This window comes from Amycolatopsis sp. cmx-11-51, from assembly GCF_047608665.1.
In the GTDB taxonomy this organism is placed as follows: Bacteria; Actinomycetota; Actinomycetes; order Mycobacteriales; family Pseudonocardiaceae; genus Amycolatopsis.
Window position 1 is genome coordinate 1 of record NZ_JADNQO010000031.1, and the last position, 21355, is coordinate 21355.

General features: G+C 65.7%; 19 protein-coding genes and 3 pseudogenes. 13 read left to right on the forward strand and 9 right to left on the reverse strand.

The genetic code is table 11. From position 1 onward, the window contains the following. Positions 1-126: pseudogene (locus ACM6LU_RS38530) on the reverse strand (IS701 family transposase); the annotation flags it as partial. A gap of 34 nt (positions 127-160) precedes the next feature. Between ACM6LU_RS38530 and ACM6LU_RS38535 the strand changes: the two are divergent. The 3 genes from ACM6LU_RS38535 to ACM6LU_RS38545 all read left to right on the forward strand — a co-directional run bounded on the left by ACM6LU_RS38535 (position 161) and on the right by ACM6LU_RS38545 (position 3914). Next, positions 161-790 (forward strand): PadR family transcriptional regulator, encoded by a 630-nt coding sequence (locus tag ACM6LU_RS38535; protein WP_414942808.1) that lies wholly within the window; start codon positions 161-163, stop codon positions 788-790. Then, positions 787-2268: an FAD-dependent monooxygenase gene (locus ACM6LU_RS38540; protein WP_414942809.1), complete on the forward strand. Its 1482-nt coding sequence runs from the start codon at positions 787-789 to the stop codon at positions 2266-2268. The genes ACM6LU_RS38535 and ACM6LU_RS38540 overlap by 4 nt, the downstream gene beginning before the upstream one ends. A 350-nt stretch (positions 2269-2618) precedes the next feature. Next, positions 2619-3914: a cytochrome P450 gene (locus ACM6LU_RS38545; RefSeq protein ID WP_414942810.1), complete on the forward strand. Its 1296-nt coding sequence runs from the start codon at positions 2619-2621 to the stop codon at positions 3912-3914. A 312-nt stretch (positions 3915-4226) separates the two neighbouring features. On the opposite strand, the gene ACM6LU_RS38550 is transcribed toward ACM6LU_RS38545, so the two are convergent. Next, positions 4227-4736: a hypothetical protein gene (locus ACM6LU_RS38550; protein WP_414942811.1), complete on the reverse strand. Its 510-nt coding sequence runs from the start codon at positions 4734-4736 to the stop codon at positions 4227-4229. A 62-nt stretch (positions 4737-4798) separates the two neighbouring features. Then, positions 4799-4918, reverse strand: coding sequence for a hypothetical protein (locus ACM6LU_RS38555; protein ID WP_414942812.1), 120 nt, complete (start codon positions 4916-4918; stop codon positions 4799-4801). Between the two features lie 524 nt (positions 4919-5442). On the opposite strand from ACM6LU_RS38555, the gene ACM6LU_RS38560 reads away from it, so the two are divergent. The 3 genes from ACM6LU_RS38560 to ACM6LU_RS38570 all read left to right on the forward strand — a co-directional run bounded on the left by ACM6LU_RS38560 (position 5443) and on the right by ACM6LU_RS38570 (position 8350). Continuing rightward, the gene (locus ACM6LU_RS38560; RefSeq protein WP_414942813.1) at positions 5443-7404 is read left to right on the forward strand and encodes a GTP-binding protein; all 1962 of its coding nucleotides are present in this window, start codon (positions 5443-5445) and stop codon (positions 7402-7404) included. Then, positions 7401-7886 carry a hypothetical protein gene (locus ACM6LU_RS38565; protein WP_414942814.1) on the forward strand — a complete coding sequence of 162 codons (486 nt, stop codon included), beginning with the start codon at positions 7401-7403 and terminating at the stop codon, positions 7884-7886. Before ACM6LU_RS38560 ends, ACM6LU_RS38565 begins: the two co-directional genes overlap by 4 nt. 131 nt (positions 7887-8017) lie before the next feature. After that, entirely contained in the window at positions 8018-8350 is a 333-nt protein-coding gene (locus ACM6LU_RS38570) for an ANTAR domain-containing protein (protein WP_414942815.1), read from the forward strand. Positions 8351-9353: 1003 nt separating this feature from the next. Here ACM6LU_RS38570 and ACM6LU_RS38575 read toward each other — a convergent pair. Then, on the reverse strand, positions 9354-9971 hold the full coding sequence (locus ACM6LU_RS38575; protein ID WP_414942816.1) for a histone deacetylase: 618 nt from the start codon (positions 9969-9971) through the stop codon (positions 9354-9356). Between the two features lie 214 nt (positions 9972-10185). After that, a complete protein-coding gene (locus ACM6LU_RS38580; RefSeq protein ID WP_414942817.1) occupies positions 10186-10548 on the reverse strand; it encodes a hypothetical protein in 363 nt (120 codons plus the stop codon). A gap of 342 nt (positions 10549-10890) precedes the next feature. On the opposite strand from ACM6LU_RS38580, the gene ACM6LU_RS38585 reads away from it, so the two are divergent. The 3 genes and pseudogenes from ACM6LU_RS38585 to ACM6LU_RS38595 all read left to right on the forward strand — a co-directional run bounded on the left by ACM6LU_RS38585 (position 10891) and on the right by ACM6LU_RS38595 (position 12455). Continuing rightward, positions 10891-11088 (forward strand): hypothetical protein, encoded by a 198-nt coding sequence (locus ACM6LU_RS38585; RefSeq protein ID WP_414942818.1) that lies wholly within the window; start codon positions 10891-10893, stop codon positions 11086-11088. Between the two features lie 419 nt (positions 11089-11507). Continuing rightward, positions 11508-11705 (forward strand): annotated as a pseudogene (locus tag ACM6LU_RS38590) (cold-shock protein); the annotation flags it as partial. 30 nt (positions 11706-11735) lie between these two features. Then, positions 11736-12455: a cold-shock protein gene (locus ACM6LU_RS38595; protein ID WP_414942831.1), complete on the forward strand. Its 720-nt coding sequence runs from the start codon at positions 11736-11738 to the stop codon at positions 12453-12455. A 233-nt stretch (positions 12456-12688) separates the two neighbouring features. On the opposite strand, the gene ACM6LU_RS38600 is transcribed toward ACM6LU_RS38595, so the two are convergent. After that, positions 12689-13541 (reverse strand): IS5 family transposase gene (locus ACM6LU_RS38600; RefSeq protein ID WP_414942819.1). Its coding sequence is split into 2 segments (ribosomal slippage): positions 12689-13180 and positions 13182-13541, totalling 852 coding nucleotides; the frame shifts between segments, so codons are not numbered across the junction. A gap of 174 nt (positions 13542-13715) precedes the next feature. On the opposite strand from ACM6LU_RS38600, the pseudogene ACM6LU_RS38605 reads away from it, so the two are divergent. Continuing rightward, positions 13716-13952: pseudogene (locus ACM6LU_RS38605) on the forward strand (transposase); the annotation flags it as partial. Positions 13953-14047: 95 nt separating this feature from the next. Beyond that, positions 14048-14608, forward strand: a complete 561-nt coding sequence (locus ACM6LU_RS38610; protein ID WP_414942833.1) for a hypothetical protein — start codon at positions 14048-14050, stop codon at positions 14606-14608. Between the two features lie 1015 nt (positions 14609-15623). Here the strand turns inward: ACM6LU_RS38610 and ACM6LU_RS38615 are convergent. Continuing rightward, positions 15624-16562 carry an AfsR/SARP family transcriptional regulator gene (locus ACM6LU_RS38615; RefSeq protein ID WP_414942832.1) on the reverse strand — a complete coding sequence of 313 codons (939 nt, stop codon included), beginning with the start codon at positions 16560-16562 and terminating at the stop codon, positions 15624-15626. Between the two features lie 387 nt (positions 16563-16949). After that, on the reverse strand, positions 16950-18365 hold the full coding sequence (locus tag ACM6LU_RS38620; protein WP_414942820.1) for a S8 family peptidase: 1416 nt from the start codon (positions 18363-18365) through the stop codon (positions 16950-16952). 1189 nt (positions 18366-19554) lie between these two features. Here ACM6LU_RS38620 and ACM6LU_RS38625 point away from each other — a divergent pair. After that, complete coding sequence (locus tag ACM6LU_RS38625; RefSeq protein ID WP_414942821.1) at positions 19555-19914, forward strand: hypothetical protein; 360 nt, start codon at positions 19555-19557, stop codon at positions 19912-19914. Then, positions 19911-20321 (forward strand): hypothetical protein, encoded by a 411-nt coding sequence (locus tag ACM6LU_RS38630; protein WP_414942822.1) that lies wholly within the window; start codon positions 19911-19913, stop codon positions 20319-20321. Before ACM6LU_RS38625 ends, ACM6LU_RS38630 begins: the two co-directional genes overlap by 4 nt. A gap of 558 nt (positions 20322-20879) precedes the next feature. On the opposite strand, the gene ACM6LU_RS38635 is transcribed toward ACM6LU_RS38630, so the two are convergent. Continuing rightward, entirely contained in the window at positions 20880-21122 is a 243-nt protein-coding gene (locus ACM6LU_RS38635) for a hypothetical protein (RefSeq protein ID WP_414942823.1), read from the reverse strand. Between the last annotated feature and the right edge of the window lie 233 nt (positions 21123-21355).

Genomic DNA, 21355 nt, shown 5'->3' on the forward strand with positions numbered 1-21355 from the left:
GCCATCGGCGTCCCACGCGGCGGCGTTAAGCAGCCGTTGCATCCCGTCCGGGGCCAGATCACCAGCAGCCTCAGCCAGCGTCCACCCGTTCTTGCCAGCCAACGGAGCAAGTAAGCCACGCACGTAGTCGGTTCCGACTATTAGGGTACGGTGACATGAAATGACGAAGCGGAAGATCTCCAACACACTGGCGCTCGCCGTGCTCGGCCTGCTCCAGGAGCAGCCGATGCACCCGTATGAGATGGCGTCCACCCTGCGGGAACGGCGAAAGGACAGCAGTTTCAAGGTCAACTCCGGGTCGCTGTACGACACGGTAGAGGCGCTGGTCCGGCATGGCTGGATCGCGCCGGTGGAGACCGGGCGCGATGGCCGGCGGCCGGAGCGGACCGTGTACGCGCATACCGAGCTGGGCCAGCAGGAGTTCGTCGGCTGGATTGACGAGCTGATCCGCACCCCGGTCGCGGAGTACCCGAAGTTCATGGCCGCCGTGTCCTATCTCGGCGCGCTCGGCCCGGACGGCGCGGCGGACGCATTGGCCGAGCGGGCAGGGCATCTAAGCCGGCGGATCGAGCAGACCAAGGCGGTGCTGGCCGACACTGTCGGCTCCGGCGCGGTCCCCCGCCTGTTCATGATCGAAGTCGAGTGCGCGTTGCACGCCGGGGAGTCCGAACTGGCATGGACACAGCGGACCATCGCCGAGATCCGCGACGGCAGCCTGCCGTGGCCCACAGTCGAGCGGACCGAGCAAGGGTGGACCTGGGCCACAGACCAGAAAGGAACCACGAAATGAATGACGTACTGATCGTCGGAGCCGGCCCGGCTGGACTTTTCCTAGCGAGCGAACTCCGGCTGGCCGGCGTGGATTCGGTCGTGATCGAGCGCTGCCCCGAGCGGCCAGGTTTCTGCCGGGGCTTCAACCTCAACGCCCGCGCCTTGGATCTGTTGGCGCGGCGCGGATTAGCCGACCGGCTCATCGGCGAGGGCTGGCAGGTCCCGCACGCCGCGTTCGGCGGCCTGCCGGTCACGCTTAACCTCCCAGGCACGGGCACCGACCACCCCTATTCCTTGGGCATCCCGCAAACCCGGGTGGAGGAGGTGCTTGAGGCGCACGCCCTCGATCTGGGGGCAGACCTCCGTCGCGGGCACGAATTGCTTGCCCTGAGCCAGGATGCCGACTCGGTCACCGCCACGGTCACCACCAGCGACGGCGAGTACCAGATCCGGGCCGCGTACCTGGTCGGCTGCGACGGCGGCCGCAGCACCGTCCGCAAACAGGCCGGCATCGATTTCCCCGGCACGGCGGCGACCCGCTTCTCCCTGCTCGGCGATGTGGAACTGGCCGACCCCGGGGCGTTGCCGTTCGGTGCGACGACTGGCCCCGGCGGAACGGTGGTCACCATCCCGCGACCCGGTTACGTCCGGCTCATCACCGCCGACCAGCAACCGCCCGAGGACCAGGACACGCCAGTCAGCCTGGGTCTACTGCAAACCGCTGTGGACGAGGCGCTCGGTCATCATGTCGAGTTGCGCGTCGCGCGCTGGCTGACTCGCTTCGGCGATGCCGCCCGGCAGGCGGCCGAGTACGTGCGGGGCCGGGTGATCCTGGCCGGCGACGCAGCGCACATCCACCCGCCGGCCGGGGCGATCGGCGTGAACATCGCCCTGGACGACGCGTTCAACCTCGGCTGGAAACTCGCCGCCACCGTGCGCGGCACCGCGCCTGGCAACCTACTCGAGAGCTACCACACCGAACGCCACCCCGCCGGCGCGCGCGTGCTGGCCAACACTCGGGCCCAAGTACTGCTCGCCGAAGCCGATGACCGGCTTGGACCGCTCATAGACCTGCTCACCCGTGTCGCCAGCCATCCCGCCGGAAATCGCGGCTTCGCGGAGACCGTCACGGGCCTGGATACCCGCTACGACATGGTCCCTGACACCGCGCACCCCTGGCTCGGCCGCCTCGCACCCAACCTCGCGCTGTCCACCGGCACGGACGACACCGACCTCGCCACCCTGCTCGCGCCCGGCCGCGGCGTCCTGCTCGATCTCGCCCCGGACGACGATCTCCGCCGGTCCGCCAAGGGATGGATCGACCGAGTCGACATCATCGACGCGACATGCACCAGCCACCCCGAACTCCGCGCCATCCTGCTACGGCCAGACGGCCACACAGCCTGGCTCAGCACCGCCGTCGACGATCGCGCCGACGGACTCCAGCAGGCACTGCAGCAGTGGTACGGCATTGCCGCGCGACCCGCGCCCGCCTAGACATTCCACCAAGCCTCGACACGGCCGATGCGGTACCGGTTATCGAGCGATCGTGATTGTGCATTCAGATCGCCTTGCCACTCCTGATCGGAGGTGCAAGTCTTCGCTTGCCGAGAGCACAGGTGTCTCCAGAGCGCCGATCAGGACCCCATGGACCACAAGGTCCAATTCAAACGCGACAAGGTCGTAGTCGAGATATAACGGGAGTGAACGTGAAGCTTCTTCGCCATGTCACCGCGCGACTGCTGGGAAGAACCCGTATGGGCGGTCTCTACTTCTACTGGGATATTTCCAACTGACCTGACGGCGGGCCGGTCGGCGACGACCGGCCCGCACCGACGCAAGGAAGAGTGTTGACCGATAGGCGGTTTCTTCCTCCTGGTCCGAAGGGCCACTGGCTGGGCGGTAACACGTTCGAGTACGACCGCGACCGTATGGGATTTCTCATGCGGTGTCATGATGAGTACGGTGATGTCTTCGCATACGACAAGAGAACGATAGTCGTACGCGATCCAGATCTGGTACACAGCTTGCTGACCAGGACGAACGAGGACTTCTCCAGCGAGAGCTCTCCCGTCGCCACCAGTTTCGACGCCGATCGCAGTGCGACCGATTCGCAGTTGTGGATGGCCGCGCGACGGTCAGGATGGCGTGGCCTGAACCAGGACGCCGCAGCAGCTCATACCGGCAGGCTTCGCCAGTTGTTCGACCGACAGTTGAATGGCACGGTCGGTCGCGAAGTCGACGTCCTCGCCTTGATGGAGACATATTCCGGTCACGCGGCGGCGGACTTCTGTCTGAGTGCGGACGCCAACGGCATTGCCGAGGTCGTCGTCGAAAACACAAGGGCCATCGCACCGCTTTCCGGCAGTTCCGAGGTGCTACCGGAGTGGTTCCCGTCCCGTACCCTCAAGCGCTTCCGACAAGCCCGCAAGAAAACCCTGGACGTCCTAAGCGGGAAGATCGCCGCCAGGAAGTCAGCTGCCGCCCCCGAGAACCCCCGTGACCTTCTCGACGTCCTGCTGACGATACGGCCCGGGCTGAGCGAGATCCAGGTACAGCGTCTCATCCGGGGCATTCTCCTCGCCGCGTATGGCGTACCGGCCGCATCGATGGCCTGGACGTTGTGGACGCTGACCACTCGCCCTGCTCTCTGGGCCATGGTGGAAGCCGAGGCGATGGCGTGGGGCTCCGAAGAGGAGCCGGCCTTGACCGAGTTGCCGCGAACCGAAGCCGTCGTCAAGGAGACTCTTCGACTATGGCCGCCTACTTGGTTGATGGGCCGCACCGCCCTTCGTGCCACCGCCCTCGGGAAGTGGTCGCTGGCACCGGAAACCCAGATCATGTTCAGCCCCTACCTGATGCACCGCGACAGCCGATGGTGGCCGGATCCGGACACAGCTGTTCCTGACCGATGGCTCAACGGCGGCAAACCGATCCACAAGTACGCCTACATTCCGTTCGGCGCAGGGCCTCGTGTCTGCCTGGGAACGCGCCTGGGACTGACTCAGCTGGTGCTCACGATGTACTGGCTCACCAGAAACTACCGAGTGGTCGCCCCTGATGCCCTGGCGGTTATGCCAGTCTTCCACAACCTGCTCGCGCCCTATGGGTTTCAAGCCACGTTCGTCCGGAAGTGCGGGTGAATTCCGGGCAGACGCCGCGATCGAGTGCAGCCCGCGAAGGTGGCAAAACGAGAGTCTTGATGATCCTCGGGGGTAAATCCGGTCGCAGGTCACCACTGGCCTGGGCTCGCGCGATGATCTCGTAGCTCAGTTCGTAGGCGGTGTCCGGATTTCCTCGATGTCGGTCGCACCAGGAAAGTGCATCGATTGCACGTCGTTCAGGCCGCGGTTGTGCACTGGGGGTTCGCACAGGCGATATAGGAAGTGCACTAGGCCGTCCCAGGGGTCCGCCAGGTCCAGGGCCTCTTTGGCGGCCTGTACGTTGTCGGCGATCTAGTCGGGCGAACTGTCTGGAAGCGCGACGACGTCCCAGCGGGGCGGAGCGTTGCAGGTCGCGATGGGTGGTGAGATGTGGCCTTCGGCGGTCTCGGACCTGTACCTGCGGTTGTTCGGTGATCGGCTGTTGCCCGATCTCTTCCCGTCCGGGCGCAAGGCGCTGCATCGGGCGTTGTCGTTGTCGAACCAGACTTCCTCGCAGAGCCCGTCGGCGTCGAACCCGTCGAGGTCGAAGCCGTCTTCCCAGTCCATCAGGGCCGGCCAGTCCTGCGGCGGGCCGGGCAGGATCCGCCCGTTGGGCGGGTTGGCCACCCACAGCGCGTGCGTCTCGATCGGCCCGTCGGAACGCCGGCGGGCGAAGTTCTCGTCGTAGATGCAGAACTGGCCGCGCTGATCGCGGTCCTCCCGGGCTTCGCCGGGCAGGGCGACGACGCGGTCGATGGCGGCGTTGTCGCAGTCGATTTCGACCATGACCGGGACGACGTAGCGAACCCAGCGGGTGGTCATCAGGAACCCTTCCTCGAGGTGGTGCGCGCCCGTCTCCGGCGCGGCGCGGTGGCGGCCGGGGCCTACCAGTAAGCGTCGTAGGGCACATCAAGGATCGTGGGGCTGCTGTCCCAGTAGCCGCCGTGGTACTCGTACTGGTCGCCGAGGTACGCCTGGTACTCCTCGACATCCATCAGGCACACCGTGGCGGGAACTCCGCGCAGCTCGGTCTCGGTGGCGTGCCGATTCCCTGCGACGTCCAGGTTCGAGCCGGGAGACCGGGTGCTGTTCTACACCGACGGGATCGTCGAAGCGACGAAGCCGACCGGGAATTCGAGCTGGACCGGTTCGCCGATTTCGTCATCCGGTACGAAGCGGACGGTTACTCGCCGCCGGAGACACTGCGACGGCTGATGCGGTCGATCCTGCGACACCAGAAAAGACCGCCTGCAGGACGACGCCACCGTGATGCTGCTGGAGCGGCGCAGCCGGCGTGAAGCCAGCATGGTGCCCACTTCGCCGGAAGAACGGTGACGCAATCCGAGGACTAAACGCGGTCTTCGCGCGCGCAAGTACCGGAAGGGGCGGTAATTCGCGTGACGGGCCGGTACCTCGCTGTTAGGCTCCGGCCGCGTCAGGTGTCCCCCCGGAAAGGAGAACGGCGTGCGGTGCGCTGTCGAGTCCCCGAGTTGTACGGACCCTTCGACAGCCCTGGAGCCGTTAATCCATGGAGCACCTGAACATCGGAATTCTCGCCCATGTCGACGCCGGTAAGACGAGCCTGACGGAGCGCCTGCTCCATCACACCGGTGCCATCGGTGCTCTCGGCCGCGTCGACGCCGGGGACACCCACACCGACACGATGGAATTGGAACGCCGTCGCGGCATCACCATCCGCTCGGCCGTCGTCGCCCTCCGCGTCGGCGATCTGCGCGTCAACCTGATCGACACCCCCGGCCACCCGGACTTCATCGCCGAGGTCGAGCGCGCGCTGCGCGTGCTTGACGCCGTCGTCCTCATCGTTTCCGCCGTCGAGGGAGTGCAGGCGCAGACCCGGGTGCTCATGCGTGCGCTCATCCGGCTGCGGATTCCCGTGGTGATCTTCGCCAACAAGATCGACCGCACTGGCGCCCGCTACGACGGACTTTTCACCGACCTCACCGAACGCCTCGGCGTCGCGTGCGTGCCGATGTCCGAGGTCGAGGACCTCGGCACGGCGTCCGCGAAGGTCCGGCCGCGTCCGGTCTCTCCGTCGGCCGGGCTCGCCGAGACGCTGGCCGAGCACAGCGACGACTTTCTTGCCGCGTACCTCGAGGGAGCACCGACCGCCGAGGACTACCGGGCCGAAGTGGTCCGCCAGACCCGGCTCGGCGTCGTCTTCCCCGTCTTCTTCGGGTCCGCGCACAGCGGTGCAGGGATCGCCGAGCTGACCGGCGGCATCCGGGAATTCCTCGCGGGCACGGCGAAACCCGCGCCCGACGACCGGCTGCGGGCGACGGTGTTCAAGATCGAACGCGGCCGCGCACACGAGAAGATCGCCTACGTCCGCGTGTTCTCCGGTCAGCTCGGTGCGCGGGACGTCGTCCGGTTCCATCGCCGGGGCCCGGGCGGAACGATCACGACGGAGGCGAAGGTGAGCGCGGTGCGCGTCTTCGAAATCGGCGACGACACCGTCGAGGCCCGCGCGCGGGCCGGGCGGATCGCCAAGGTGACCGGTCTCAAGGAGATCCGGATCGGCGACCAGGTCGGCGTACTCGACGCCGAAGGTGTCGCGCCGCAGTTCCCGTCGCCCGCCTTGGAAACCGTGGTCGTTCCCGCCCGGCCCGAGCAGACGCCCGTCGTATTCGCCGCCCTGCAGGAACTGGCGGAACAGGATCCGCTGATCTCCGTGCGGCAGGACGACGAGACACGCCAGATCTCCGTACGGCTCTACGGCGAGGTGCAGAAGGAGATCATCGCGGAGACGCTCGCCGGGCAACACGGCCTCGACGTCGGTTTCGCCGCCACCAGCACGATCTGTGTCGAGCGGCCGATCGGCACCGGCTCTTCGCTGTGGGACATCACCGAGCCGCGGAATCCGCACTTCGCGACGCTCGGTCTCCGCGTCGAACCCGGCCCTCCCGGGTCGGGACTGACCTTCGGCCTCGCCGTCGAACTCGGCTCCCTCCCTCTCGCCTTCCACAAGGCCATCGAGGAGACGGTCGAGGCGGCGCTGCGGCACGGGCTGGCCGGCTGGGAGGTCGTCGACTGTGCGGTGACCGTCACCCACACCGGTTATTTCAGCCCGGTCAGCGCGGCGGCCGACTTCCGCAAGGTCGCTCCGCTCGCGGTGAGGGAGGCGCTGGAGGAGGCGGGAACGGAAGTGCTGGAGCCGATCAGCCGGGCCGAACTGGAGTTGCCCGCCGATGTGGTGAACGTGACGCTGTCCCGGCTGATCGAGCTCGGTGGGATCGTCACCGGATCAGTGCTTCGCGGCAACCGGGCAGACCTGACCGGCACCCTTCCGACCAGGCAGATCATTCATTTCGAACGGCAACTCCCAGGGCTGTCCCGTGGCGAAGGCTTGCTGACCACCGAGCCAGGCGGCCACCGGCCGGTGGTTAGTCCGAATCGTCCACCGCGCGGGAACCCAGACCGAGTAATTCCGGAAGGTCGGCGTACCCAGGCCGGCCATGGGAAAGGGACATGATGGATCAGTTCCGCGCCACCACCTCGGCGTTGCGCGAGCTCACCGAGTCGATCCGGCTCGACGAGTCACGCGACGAGCTGCTGGTGCGGGTGGCGAAGAAGGTGGTCGACCTGCTGCCCGACGCGGACGCGGACGCGGCCACCGTCACGCTCTACGAGCACAACCAACCCAGCACCGTCGCCGCCACCGAGGAGTCCCTGCTTCCCCTGGACAAGACCCAGTACAGCGCGGACGAGGGCCCGTGCTTGACGGCGGCCGAGACCGGGACGATCGTCCGGACCCGGATGGAGACCGCGGCCGGACGCTGGCCCGATTTCGCGGCCGCCGCCGAGCGGCTCGGCGTCCGGACCGCGCTGGCCGCCCGTCGTTCCTCCCCGGCGACGGGCACGGCTACCGGCGGCGCGAGACCGAGCCGCTGGCAGGCGCGCTCAACGTCTGGAGCTACACCGAGGACGCGTTTGCCCCGGTCGAGTCGGCGCTGATCGCGAAGTTCACCTCAGCGATCTCGGCGATCATCCTGACCGCGACACGCTGGGCCGCCGCCGAAAAGCAAACGGAGACCCCGGTCGCCGCGCTGGAGACCAGGGACGCCATCGCCACCGCGAAGCGCATCGTGAGGGCCCGTCTGGGACTGAACGCCGAAGAGGCGTTCCGCTGGCTGACGGAAGTGTCACAGCACACAAACCGGAAGATCCGGGAAATCTCGGTGCTGATCGCCGAAGACCCGAAAGCAAATTTGGCGCTCTCACGCTCCCGCAGGCGTCACGGACGTTCGCGCCTCCGCGACGATGCCCGTCCCGGCCGCGCGCGAAACCGCTGGTCACGAACTCGACGTGGACTGCACATCGAGAAATGCGTGTCCGATTGCACGGCAGTAAACATTTCAACTACAGATACCCCATTCAGGACAGTCCGGGTCGCGGTCCACTATTTCACTGCCACCTAGCATCTCCGCTGCGGAGGGTGCATGGTGGCGCATTCTTAGGCATGCTCCGGACTGGTTCCGCGTGCTTATCGACAGAATGGTCCGCCCGTGGGGTTCTGCGGTATTCTTCGCGCAGGCACCATCTGCTTGACCATCTCTGCCGACCCGCTCCGGGCGACTCCCGTGCGCGGGGTGACCAGCTCCGCATCCGGCGGGGCGGCCCTGCCCGGTCGGGAACCGGGAGTGATGGATGGGCAGTCGAGGTGCCGACGACGAGGACCGTCGGGTTCAGAAGCGGTACGCGCGGAGCTGCGAGGCTCTAGCAACGTTTCTGGAGGTAGGAGCCACTTCGGTGGAACTCCTAAATGACGGCGCGAGCCTGGCAGCCAAGGCTCGCGGCAATCGGACTCCGGGTAGTCGCCAGGTGGGCGCGCAGGTAGCCGGTAGCCCTCGTCGGTGCGACTGAGCGGCCGCGCGAGTGTCTCCAGAACTCGGCGGCCGTTCAGTTGCACAGACGCAATCATACCGACTTCACCATTTTCACGAAAGTCGCGCTACAACCACGCAATTCAATGCGACAACATGACAATTCCGACCTTCCGGCAGACTGTCCTATTTTCGCGGCATCACCTTTGCGCAATGCCGACTCACTGTCGCAGCATTGCGGGATCCCTCTTCAGAACTGTCCAATTCCGCACGACGCGCATCGGCGGATTCCGCGATCGGCTTGCGTCGGCGCCGGTCAGAGAGGCAATCGGGCTGAGGGAATCCGCGAGGTCACGGTGTGGAGAATTACTGAATACGGCTCCGATATCGGGGTGCAGCCACGAGTTTGGCGCAATGTGCCCACGATCCGCAGGCTGGGCCCGCGACCACATGGTCGATCCCGTCGACGTTGGCGACACCACCTGCGAACACGGGTTTGAGCAGGCGAATGCGACCTGAGAGAACCGGCCGCGGTATGTCGCGTTCAGCCGTTCGTTGGATGATGGTAGTGACGGTGCCGTCGGCCTGTGCCCGGCGCTCAGATCGACGGGTCGATCGGGGTGGTGGCCGGGGCACCGTGGGGGCCGAGTGCGGCGAGGAGGGTCCGCGGGGTCCACGTGCCGCGTGCTCCGGGAAGCGCAGCGAGGTATCGGGCGGCTCGGCCCAGGGTCCAGCCGTGGGTGTCGCACAGTCCGGTGGCGAGCATCCGCAGGTACGCCGCGGACGGTGCGACAGGGGCGACCTCGTGGGCGGCCCAGGGTGCGGTGAAGGTCAGGATCGGATGCCCGTCGAGATCCCCGGCATGGAGCAGGGTCTCGTAGCGGCCAGGACCGAGCGTGGCCGCACCGGCAGCCAGGACCGGAGCGAGGTCGAGGTCCGTGCCAGGCTCGCTGTACATCTCCTGAGCCACGACATCGGCGAACTGCCCGGCGGCGATCAGATAGGCGCGCGCGAACGCTCGCCCGGGCAGCGCCGGATCGTAGAACGCGCGGCCACCGCCCCACACCGGCGACATGGTCGCGAAATAGATCCCGCCCGGCAGTTCACACCCTCGGGAATCCACCGGCGGCCGCCGATCGCGGCAGCCCGGATGGAGCCGGGTGCCGCCGTCCGGAACACCGCCGGCCAGGTAACAGCCGAACCGCCCGGCGTTCATGTTCGAACCGTAGCTGGCATACCAGACCAAACCGGGCAACTCACCAATCGTCTCGTCCAGAGTTCTCACGACAGCCCCGCTTCGCCCGGCATGCTCGTCTTAGACCGGATCACCCGCCGCGATATCGCCGCGCTCGTGCAGCCTCCCCGACAGCGCCATGTGCCATCGGACTGGCGGTCACCTGCCGGCACACCTTCTGACCCGTCGTCCGCCGTCAGGTGACGAGACGTTCATCCTGGGGATCGAAGCAGACCAGGCCAAGCACACGAGCTCGCTCCGCGGCGAAGTCCGCAGCCTCCCGGTACTTGCTGAAGACCATGCCGAAGCGGAGCAACGGCCCACTGGCATTGTTGATCAAGGGACTGTCGGTCCAGGGAATATCGTCTTCGTCGTCATCAGCGTCGGGATCGAGGTCCGGCCAGCGCGTGACCAGATCGCCGACATAGCGCGTGACCAGCGTGGTCGGCGGCGTCTTCCTACCGCCCATGAATTCCGCGACGAGAGCATCGAAGGTCGCCTTAGCCGCCGCCTCGTCGGCGGGACGAGGCCCTTCCCACACGGCCAGAGTGAAGCTCATGAGGACAGTGTGCCCGGCCCGTCTGACAGTTGTAGACAGTGCGGCGGCGGGCGGAGCCCCGCTGACTCGCGGAAGGACGTCTCGGTCCCCGGCACCGGCTTGCCCACCGGCCGTCGAACGATGAGTCCCGGAGAGACGCCGACATGGTCTACTACGGCAGTGTCGATCCCGAGAGCCAGTACCCGTTGACGAAGGGCTGAATCATCGCTGCATTCAGCTGGCCTTCGGACCCGCGAGCTCGCCGCCAGGAACTGGACAACGTCGCCCACCGGCCACCCGACCATGATCGTCGGGGCGAAGGCGGGTCGATCCGCCGGGATCCGGTTCCGTAGAGTTTTCGGCATGGATGTGTTCGCGGCAGTTCTGGAGGGGCGGATTGCCGACGCCTCGCGCGCGGCGGCCGCCGCGAGGAAGGCGGGTCGAGCGGCCGACGCGAATGCCGAACTCGCCAGGCTGGCAGACCTGCTGGCGCTCGCCGCCCAGCACGACATCACGGTGGACGTCGCCGACTCTGCATCCCAGGCGACCTCGCAGCGATGATGACGTCCAGCCTGACCACGCCAGGCAGCTTCGGGGCCTCATCGTCCTGACAGCTGTCCTCACGGCTGCGCTGTCAGGCTGCTCGACGAAAAATCCCGGCGCCGCGACACCTGCAATCCGCAAAGCGTGCCGACGTCAACGAGCACGAGCCCATGCGACCCGTTCGGGGATCTAAATCCTGAGTCTCCTGGATCCGACCACTTCCCCGAGGGGTTCGACCCGCCCGGCTGTGGGAATCTACGAGAGCGACAAGGGGTGCGCCGCTGTTAAGACCTGGTCTCAAAACTCGGCGTGTCGCTAGGTGAACCAACGGCCCGCCCCTGGCTCCGCACCGCCCGCCTGTGGGCCCGGCCCGACGGACCGGAGGTCTGTCGGGGAGACTGGGGGCCAGTGCCCGCCCTCTCGACCTGGAGCCTTTTATGCCGCAAGGGACTGTCCGTTGGTTCGACGCCGAACGGGGTTTCGGCTTCCTCGCGCCCGAGGACGGCTCGCCGGACGTGTTCGTGCACGCCTCCGAGATCGTCGGGGACGGCGGCGCGAAAGTGCTCCGCGAGGGTCAGGCCGTCGTGTTCGAGGTCGGCGAGAACGACCACGGGCCCCAGGCGCTGCGTGTTCGCGTCACCGCCGATGCGGCCACCGGCAGCGCCGTGGGCCTGCTCGGCACCGTCAACTGGTACGAGCCGGGCAAGGGGTACGGCTTCGCGTCGCCGGACGGAGGCGGCGCCGACATCTTCGTGCACAGCTCCGCCATCGTGACCGGCGGCGTGGTCACCGAGGGGCAGCGGGTGGCCTTCCTGATCGTCGAAGGCGAGCGCGGCCCGCAGGCCGGGCACGTGATCCCGCTGGGAGCAGGGGCCGGCTCACCCGCTGCGGCTGGTATCGCCGACGGTGCCGACGGCACGGTGGCCTGGTACGACGAGGACAAGGGCTTCGGCTTCATCAACCCCGACTCCGGCGCCGGGGACGTCTTCGTTCACGCCCGGGCCCTGGCCGAGGGGCTGACGTGGCTCGCGGAGGGCGACCGCGTCGCCTACGAGGTGGCTAGTGGAGACAAGGGCCCGCAGGCCCGCGACGTGCACCTGGTCCGGGGCACCGAGCCGCAGACGGCGCCGCAGCGGTCGGCACCTGCCGCGGCCGCAGGGCCGGCGGCGCGGGACGTGCCCGTACGAGGCGGCGAGGGCGTCGTCGCGCGCTACGACGGCGACCGCGGCTTCGGCTTCATCACCCCGGACGCAGGCGGCGACGATCTCTTCGCCCACGTGTCCGTGATCATGGGGTCGGAGCCGCTGCAGAAGGGTGACCGGGTCCGGTACGCGGTGCGTCAGAGCGACCGGGGCCCGCAGGCCGACCGCATCGAACGCCTCTGAAGAGGCGGCCCCACCGATGGCTGATCACTTCCCGACGAGAGTGCTCGTTCATCCCCGTCGATGGTGCCGTCAGCAACGCGGCTGCAGCCTCCTCCAGGAGATCGATTGCCCTCGTGGTCACGGCGGGGGCCCCGTGCCGACCCGAGGACCTGCTCCGCGCTCAGAAGCTCACCAGTCACCCCCACCCAACGACACAGAGCTACCGATGTATCCCATACGAGTAAAAGGATGCGTTAGACCTGGTCGCAGAGCTCGATCTTCATGAGTCGGCGGACGTTGATCACGGTGCAGGCCAGCGTGAGTAGCGCCAGCGTGGTGCGTCCGGTCCGGTCGTAGCGCAGCCCGAGGCGTTTGAACCGCAGCAGCCAGGAGATGGTGCGTTCGACGACCCAGCGGACCCGGCCGAGGCGGGACTTGCCCTCAATCCCGCGCCGGGCGATACGGACCTTGATACCGCGGCGGGTCAGGTAGCGGCGGCAGCGGCGGTAGTCGTAGCCCTTGTCGGCGTGCAGCTTGTCCGGTCGGCATCGTGGCCGGCCCGCCCGGCCGTGGTGGCCGCGCACGGTCGGGTTCGTGTCCAGCAGCGGCTCGAACAGCATGCTGTCGTGGGTGTTTGCCGCCGACAACATGCTGTGCAGCGGTAGCCCGTTCGCGTCGCACAGAACGTGGTACTTGGAGCTGGCTTTACCCCGGTCAGTGGGGCTGCGGCCGGTCAGCTCGCCCCCCCCTTTTCGACCGCACCGACACCGCGTCGATGCAGCCTCTGGTCCAGTCGAGCTCGTCGATGTTGGACAGCTCGTCGAGCACGAGCTGGTGCAGCCGGTCCCACACGCCGGCGTCCTGCCACTCACGTAACCGCCGCCACGCGGTGTGCCCGGACCCGCATCCGAGCTGCTCGGGTAGGTCTCGCCAGCGGCAGCCGGTGTCGAGCACGAACAAGATCCCCTCTAGCGCGGCTCGGTCATCGATCCGGGGCCGCCCACCCGGACCGCGCGGCGCTGGTCGGGACGGGATCAGGGGTTCGATCAGCTCCCAGAGCCGGTCTTCGACCCGCCGCTGCTGCGTCGTCTCGCCACGACTGCCCACGATCGACGACCAGGACCGGCAGGTTACGCAGTGACACACCCTTGAATTTTGAGACCAGCTCTGAGCTTGTTGTTTAACCAGGTGGGTGCCTGGACGGACCCAGCTGATCATGGATGAAGCCCTTGGGTGATCATTCCTTCTTGCGACAGACGGAAGATCAACCCAAGGGCTTCGATGATCAGTGTGCACGACGTCGGCGCAGCCGACGCGCTCGGGGACCTGTCCCGGTTCCGTCAGGAGTTCTACCAGTGCCTGACCGCCCGTGCGGACGCGTTGTTCGAGCTGAGCGACGCGGTGTTGTGTACCGACGGGCCGGTCACATCGCTGGTGGAGCTGTCGCTTGCTGCGGAGCACCGGCGTGGGCACGGCGCCTTGTATGACAGTCTGAACCAGGGCCGGAACGACATCGGCCGGTTTCGCAATAATGATGTTGGCTGGCGGTGGCCTGCGATCACCGGGTCACCACTGGCACCGGTGTCGAGCGCGCGGATCACCTGGCCGCCCGTTTGCCGAAACAGTCCTGGCAACGGCTCTGGGCGGGCCAGGGCGCGAAAGGACACCGGTTCTATGACTGGGCCTGGATCACCGTCCACGACACCGCACCCGATGCCCGGGACGGGTATCGGTGGCTGCTCATTCGATGCAACCGCCGCACCGGCGAACTCGCCTTCTACCGCTGCTTCTCGGCCCGCCGGGTGCCACTGGCCACGTTGGTGCGGGTCGCCGGTCGACGGTGGACCATCGAGGAATCTTTCCAAACCTCCAAGGGGCAGACCGGTCTCGACGAGCATCAGGTTCGGACCTGGACCTCCTGGTACCGCTGGACCACCCTTGTGCTGCTGGCGCATCTCTTCCTCGCCATCACCACCGTCGCAGAACGGGCCAAACCCACCCCCGCAGGTCTGATTCCCCTAACCCTCAACGAAATCCGGCACCTGTTCAACCGACTCGTCATGCAGTGCACAGACAACATCACCGCCTGCCTGCACTGGTCCTGGTGGCGCCGCCACCACCAACACCGCGCCCAGCAAGCCCACTACCAGCGACAATCGATCGAAGAACCGTGAACATCACGATCTACGACTGGAGTACTAGAACCTGGAGACGAGCAGACCCTGGCCAGCCCGACCACCCTGAGGTACCCGATCAACCGCGGACGATCCGGGGCCGCGCCCCGCACGGCATCGTGAACAACGGCTTACACCTGGCACAGCACGACCGTCGAGGCGAGCTGCGCGATCGGTCACGATAGCCGTCGATACGCCACGAACCGTACGACGCGCACGTCTCCAGCCTGAGTGCCGGTCGGCACCTACGGCGCGAATGGCCGAACTACCCGTTAAAGTAGTCTCACTGCCCCGTAACCACAAGCGGTCGACTTGTCCCGGTGCCGAATCCCCACCATTCCCGCTACGAACGAGACCACAGAAGCCCGGCGTGCGCCGCAGATATAGACAAGAAGATATCGATCGACGGATTTTTGCATGATTCGTTCCCCAGGGTCCCTGAGCACCGGTAACGCAATATTGCGAACTCCTCACTTACCCGTGCGAGCGAGCAGACTTGATCTTAGACATCCGGTTCCACTAAAGTGGCCAATCGGCAGTTGAGGGAATGAGAACTGCGTTGTTTTCGGAACGGTCGCCAGCCTCTCCCCCAGGAGTTCCGGGGCCGCATTCTATCGACTTGAGCTGGCCCTCAGCGCCCTGCTCGACGCTGTTCGACCAGGCAACAGCCCGATACGAGACCGTGCACGACCCTATCAGATTCAGCTCCTCGGATGATGAGGCGGCCAGAGCCGAGCAAAGCACGCGAGCCCCGAGCCCGGCTAAAGGTTGCCGAATTTCGAATGGCCATGTGACCGTAAGCCGATTCCAGCATCGCAGAGCCACCGAATAGTTGCGCTTCGAATATATTGGCGATGGTAGTGCCAGAATCTGCGACAAGCTCCTCGCGCACGACCGCGCCGATCCCGTGAAGCCGTTGATAGAAGTTCTCTAAAGCCGCCCCCTTTGCAAATATCACGGATCCCATCACCGATCATTTCCGGCCCGGATATCCGGAGAACAGCTGGCCGTCATCTCACCGTGTTCTCAGTTGCCTCCGCTTGGCGATCATGTCGGCACACTGCCACCTCGCCACACGCCACCATAGGCGTGGACTGCGCAGGATGGCACTCAGCAACGGCACCACATCCAAATGGGTGTGTCGTTCAGCGACGAGGCCATCGTCAAGGAGTACCTGGTCACAGACACGCAACCGTACCCTGCGACGGCCGACGGTAACGTCGAGACGAAACGCGATGAAAAGCATCCCATCTCGGTGAGCCCAGGACTCCACCGATCCACGTACATCGGAGCACAGCGAAAAGATCGGACGCGCGAACTTCTCTCGGAACGCGCTGCGCCCGGAGCCGGGAGCCCGGATCAGCGGTTGCGTGAACCGGTAGTCGGCATGGAGCCAGGGGTCAAAGTGGTCGGCTAGCTCATCGGCATCGGCAGGCGCCCTCCACCCCTGCACGAAAGCATCGACAAAAGCTGCCGCAGGGCCGTCCGGAGAAGCACCCGCCGCAGGGGTCGGCACATCATCAATCGACACGAAAGACCTTCCAGGTCGCCTGGCCGCTGACCAGTCCTCCACTGCTGCGAGCCGCATTTCCGAAAGCCGGTCCCGTTCAGCGCTCATCCAGTCACCGTCCGCACCGTCCAATGCGGTACCGTGCCACTGGTCGAGCCCGTCGCCGAGCGACTTCGCGGCGATCGCGAACCGATGCTCACGTAGCGCTCGCCTCCCGTCCCGTACGGAAAGCACGATGCCGTCGAAGTCGATCGACGCGACGTCGGGCGCGAGCCGGTGACCACCAGGCCCACGCATGATCACATCTTGGCCGCCACCTTGGACAATGACCTTTCGAAGAGTGGACACATAGGTGTGCACCGACGCTCTGGAGCGTTTCAGCGCGTCCGCACCCCATACCGCGTCGATAAGCTGTTCTACTGACACGACAGCGCCAGCCGACATCGCCAACGAGCCAGCAGTGTGCGTGGTTTCGGACCACCCAGTGTAAGCGGTCCCTCATCGGTCAAGACTGAAACAGGACCCAGTATTCCGATTTCCATCGAACCCCCAGTGCACAACTTCACAGCAGACACTACTACCGCCAGTCCTGCATTTGTGACTCTGACTTCGACAACGGCGATGTTCACTTCGCATCACCGTCGGCCTCTTGGCCGCAGCGCTCGCGGTCGGCCCCCAGGACCGCGGCCAGCACTCTCGGTGGAATTACGAAGTGCTCGCGAAAGCAAGTCGGCCGATGGCGCCACTCGCGAGGACCGCCATCGGCCGACTTGTACTTCCAAAACAGCGTGTTTTCTGTTATCAGCTGACGTTATAGTGGTTTCGAGCTGGTCAGCCGACCGCTCGGAGCGCGTTGACCAAACCCTTCCCGTAGAAGCCCGCTCCGCTCACGCCTCCTTCGCAGACGGCGCGGAACTGACCAGTGCCTCCTGGGTCGTGGACGCCGCTGGCTGGGCACGGCAGAACCTCCGCGCCAGCTTCGGCAGCGGCTTTGAGTGAATCCCCGGACAGCATCGGGTAGCGGCTCTTCAGAAGTGCCAGCACACCGGTGATATGTGGTGCTGCCATGGAAGTCCCCTGGAGGTAGCCGTACTGGCCGCCCGGAATCGTGGACAGCACTCGCCCGTTCGCATCCGGCGTCGACGGGGTCTGGAACCTCCAGTCACCTCCCGGCGCCGTGAGATCTGCCACACCGGTACCGTGATTCGACGCGTAATAGCGGCTCTTCGCCGCGCCTACCGCGGATACACCGACGACTCCCGGAATCTCGGCCGGAAGGGTCACGCACGACGAGTCGGTATTCCGAGTCAAGGGCGTTCCATTGGTCGGGCTCAACGTGTCGACGATGTCGTGAGCGAGGTCCCAGTTGTTGTTACCCAGCGAACTGACCGTCGTGACCATCCTCGATGTGGCGTAGGCGATGGACCGGCGTACGGCCTCGGCGACCGCGGCCTGGTCCGGATCGGATTTGCACCACAGATACCACGGGTCGATGGCAAATGAGCTGTTGACAATGTCAACGCCGTGTTCGGCGGCCCAAATGTATCCACAGACGGCCGATTCGGGGTAGATGTAATCGTCGGCGGTGCCGACCTTGATCGAGGCGATACGCACGTCAGGCGCGACGCCTGCGACACCGATTCCGTTCCTGGCCGCCGCCACGATGCCGGCGACGTGCGTGCCATGTCCGTTCTGGTCCTGCCAGGAGGCTTCTGTCCTGTCTGGAACCCCGTCGGCCCCGCAATTGACCGAAGCGGCGTGGTCGATGTTGGCACGGAGGTCAGGATGCGTCGAGTCGATACCGCTGTCCATGACTCCGACGAGCACGTTCCCGCTGCCCGGATTGATGTCGTTGGCTTGATCAGCACCGATCAGCTTCATGTTCCACTGATTGGCAGCCAGCGGCTCACCGGATGCCGATGCCCGCGATCCGATGTCACCATGGTCTTCGGCGGTCGCTGTCCGAAGTACGGGTGCCGCCTCCCGGCTCCTCGTCCCCAGTTCGGCCAGGTTCCTCGTGGCACCCACACCGGCGATACCGCCCTGCCGACGCACCCGCGTGGCGAAATCGGCTTGCTTGGAGCGGGCGATCACCACACCGATCTGCGGCCATTTCTGGACGATCGAACCCTCATTGGCGATCACCGCCATCTCCGCCATGTCGAGCGGCGCTGCTTTCGGAACGAGTACAGCGAAGTACGCGCCACCGGTGGTGTCGATTGAGGCAGGTGCAGCCGCATCCGCCATCGGGACTGTCACTAGGCCTATTCCGGCTACTAGCGTTCCGACTGCGGCAAACCCTCTGGCTCGCCTGATAGATCGGAATGTGAACATTCGAGAAGAACCCTCCATATGAATTCCCCAGTTGTCGTGATCACACCAGGCAGTGCGATCACGATACCCAGTGACCCCAGACTGGCCTCGGTAAACCTTCGAGGCAAGACTGCGCCCATGTACTTATCGCGGCACTCATAACCTTTTGCATATGAATCTGACTGTCGATACCAGGTAAGTACCGCGGACACCCCTTGGTCGGACCCAGTTGTCGTTTGGAGGAGCTACAGCTCACTTGGCCGTCGTGGCGACTGGACAGACGCGGTCACCCAGGAGATCCGTCGCCGGAAAGTAGCCAGTACGGCGTGAGGCGAAACTGTGCGCGGTGTCGGCCCCGAGTAAGAGCAGCTGATGCCGAGACACTTTGGCGTCGGCGGTCGGTACACCTTCCGGGGCACTGGGTCCCCGCCTACCGCAGCGACACGCTTCACCAGCGTGCCGGGTCACCAGGCACCAGCGGGCTGGGCATCGCGATCACCGCGACCCGGCCCTCGGCCGCGGTTCGGCACCACCGCACCAGGAGGAGCCGACCTGGAGTGTACGTCGACCGCATGCTGTCGCCCCCGACAGTCACTATGACGAGGTTCCTGCGCGGGAACAGAAGCAGGGTCAAGACGAGAATGAGAACCCTCTCCCGCGCGAACCTTCGGGACGACAAGCGGCACCATGCGGTCGGCATGCGTTACAAGCATCGTGGACATGTATCACTCCTGGAGCTTGCGAGAAAGCAGTGCAGCGATGTGACGGCATGACGTGAAGCTTCGCTGTGATCGATCCAGCACGGGAGACAGCCAACGGGCCGACCACCAGAAACCGCACAGCAACAAGATAAAGGAAATCCGACTGCCAGGACGGAACTTGACCAGTCATCTCATGGCACGTCGATCCTCTTGAACGGCGCGATAGCGGCCTGCCGCACGACCGAGTGAGATCCATACGCCTTGCATGGAGAGGGCCTGGATCAGACCGAAGGGCCCAAGACAGTGCCTGACCAGGGCATATGTTGCCCTGGCAAGGTGTAGATCCTGGCAAATCCTGTCTCTTTTGAGCGCGCACTCAAGTAGCCAAGCGGCTGGAGCAATACATCAAACAACATTGGTCGGTGACGAGATTGCATCACCCCTACGGCATGCTGCTCACCCGCACGTTCAGGCATGGCCCACCTCTGGTCAACCGGATGCTCGCTGCGGTCATGGTCATGCTCGCGGTACCCCGACTATTCGGCTGGCGCAGTGTGCTGGAGTCGGGCGTGCCGAGCCGTCGCCGTGTCGAAACAGCCAGGTCGTCCATCGCCGTCTCGCCACCACCGTCGACGATCACCGACGAGGTGACCGGCCACGCTGAGCAGCACTGTCAGGCGCAACTCCGATGTCAGCCGTCGCGCGAGGGCAACGCACCATCGTGGCAGGTGCGGACTGCCGTCTTCGGCCGCGGAAGGGTTGGCGCTACTGTGTTCGCGTGACCCCGGCTGATGCCCGTGAAGCCCTGCTGTTCCACTCGTGCACGCATCCAGATGTCGAGAATCCGCGTTGGCAACGGGGTTTCCTCGGATCTCTGCGACCGTTCACCGGATTGCGCGAGGAGAACTTCCACGACGTCATGTCGGCGTTGCTGACTCTTGCCGAACCACTGCAGGCTGACCTGGTGTCACGTGAGGTGGTTTCCGCTGTGGTCGGAATCTGCCATTTCGGCCGAGCCTGGGGTGTAATGCCGGACGGGATGCTCCGCCGGAACAGCTTGATCGCGGACGCGGAGGTGACTCGGCTGGAGGATTGGGTACAGACCATCTCTTACGCGCTGACCATGATCCTGGACGGTGATATCGCGGAGGCAGCTGGTGAGTACGAACGCTACCGTGGTCAGAGCTGAGCGGGACCGTCAGCAGGCTGGATCACCTCGAGGAGATGGCGACAACCCCGGAGCAGTTCAGCGCACCTCATCAATGGCCGGCGCGGTCCCGCGGACGGCGGCGAGCAGTCCGCCGGCCCGCTCGAGTTGCTGCTCTGCCGCGGCGGCGAGCTGCGAAGGGACCGGAACACAGGGTGCGGGTCCGCTGTTGCCCACGCCTGGCGCTGCAGGTTTCCTTGATATAGCCGCGGATGCCGGGTTCACCGATCGGGCCAGGGACCGGCCCAGCGATGCCGGTGGAAGGTGACGCCATCGGTGTTCACGGATTCTGGACTTCCCACGCGTGGCAGTGCCGCAATCGCGGCAGACGTCCCACACTGTGCCGACGTGGCGCCCTTCCCGCCAGGATCGCCATCATCCGCGATCACGGCGACCCTCCGTTTCGTCCGGTTCACCTGGTCAGATGGTCGACGGCTCACGCTCGTGACCACCCGACCAGGCAACGGGAACTGTCCTCACGGCCCGCCCGACCACGAGTCGACCGCGCAACCGGCCGGGAGACCGGGCCCGCCACATTGCTTACCGGTAAAAGTGGTATCCGTAGTGACCCCACGTGGTCGGGAAGCAGGACTTGGTCACGGTCCGGTGGGCGGGCGGGCGCGGGGAGTGCGGCACCACCTGGTAACCCGCCACGACGAGCGACGTGATTCCCGCGGCGCACGACGGTTCGTTCGGGAACGGACCGCTGAGCTCCCACGGACCCAATTCGGCGTGCGCCGTATGTGCGACCGACGTCCCGAGCATCGCTGCGATCAGCACCACTGCAGCTCTCCTGCTTCGCATCCACCTACGGCCCTGAGTGCCTCTGCTGTCTGAAATGGTCCGGACTCCCTCCTGAACGGTCCGGTACACGGTTTAGTGCGTGCTCGCACGAACTCACGCGACCGGATGATCACCGATCATAGAAGTTCGGGTGGCCAGTTTCTGCTGATTTGGGCATTTTGTGGAACGTGATCGAGATCGGGCCGCCCGAGTAGTGGCGACACACCGCCCCT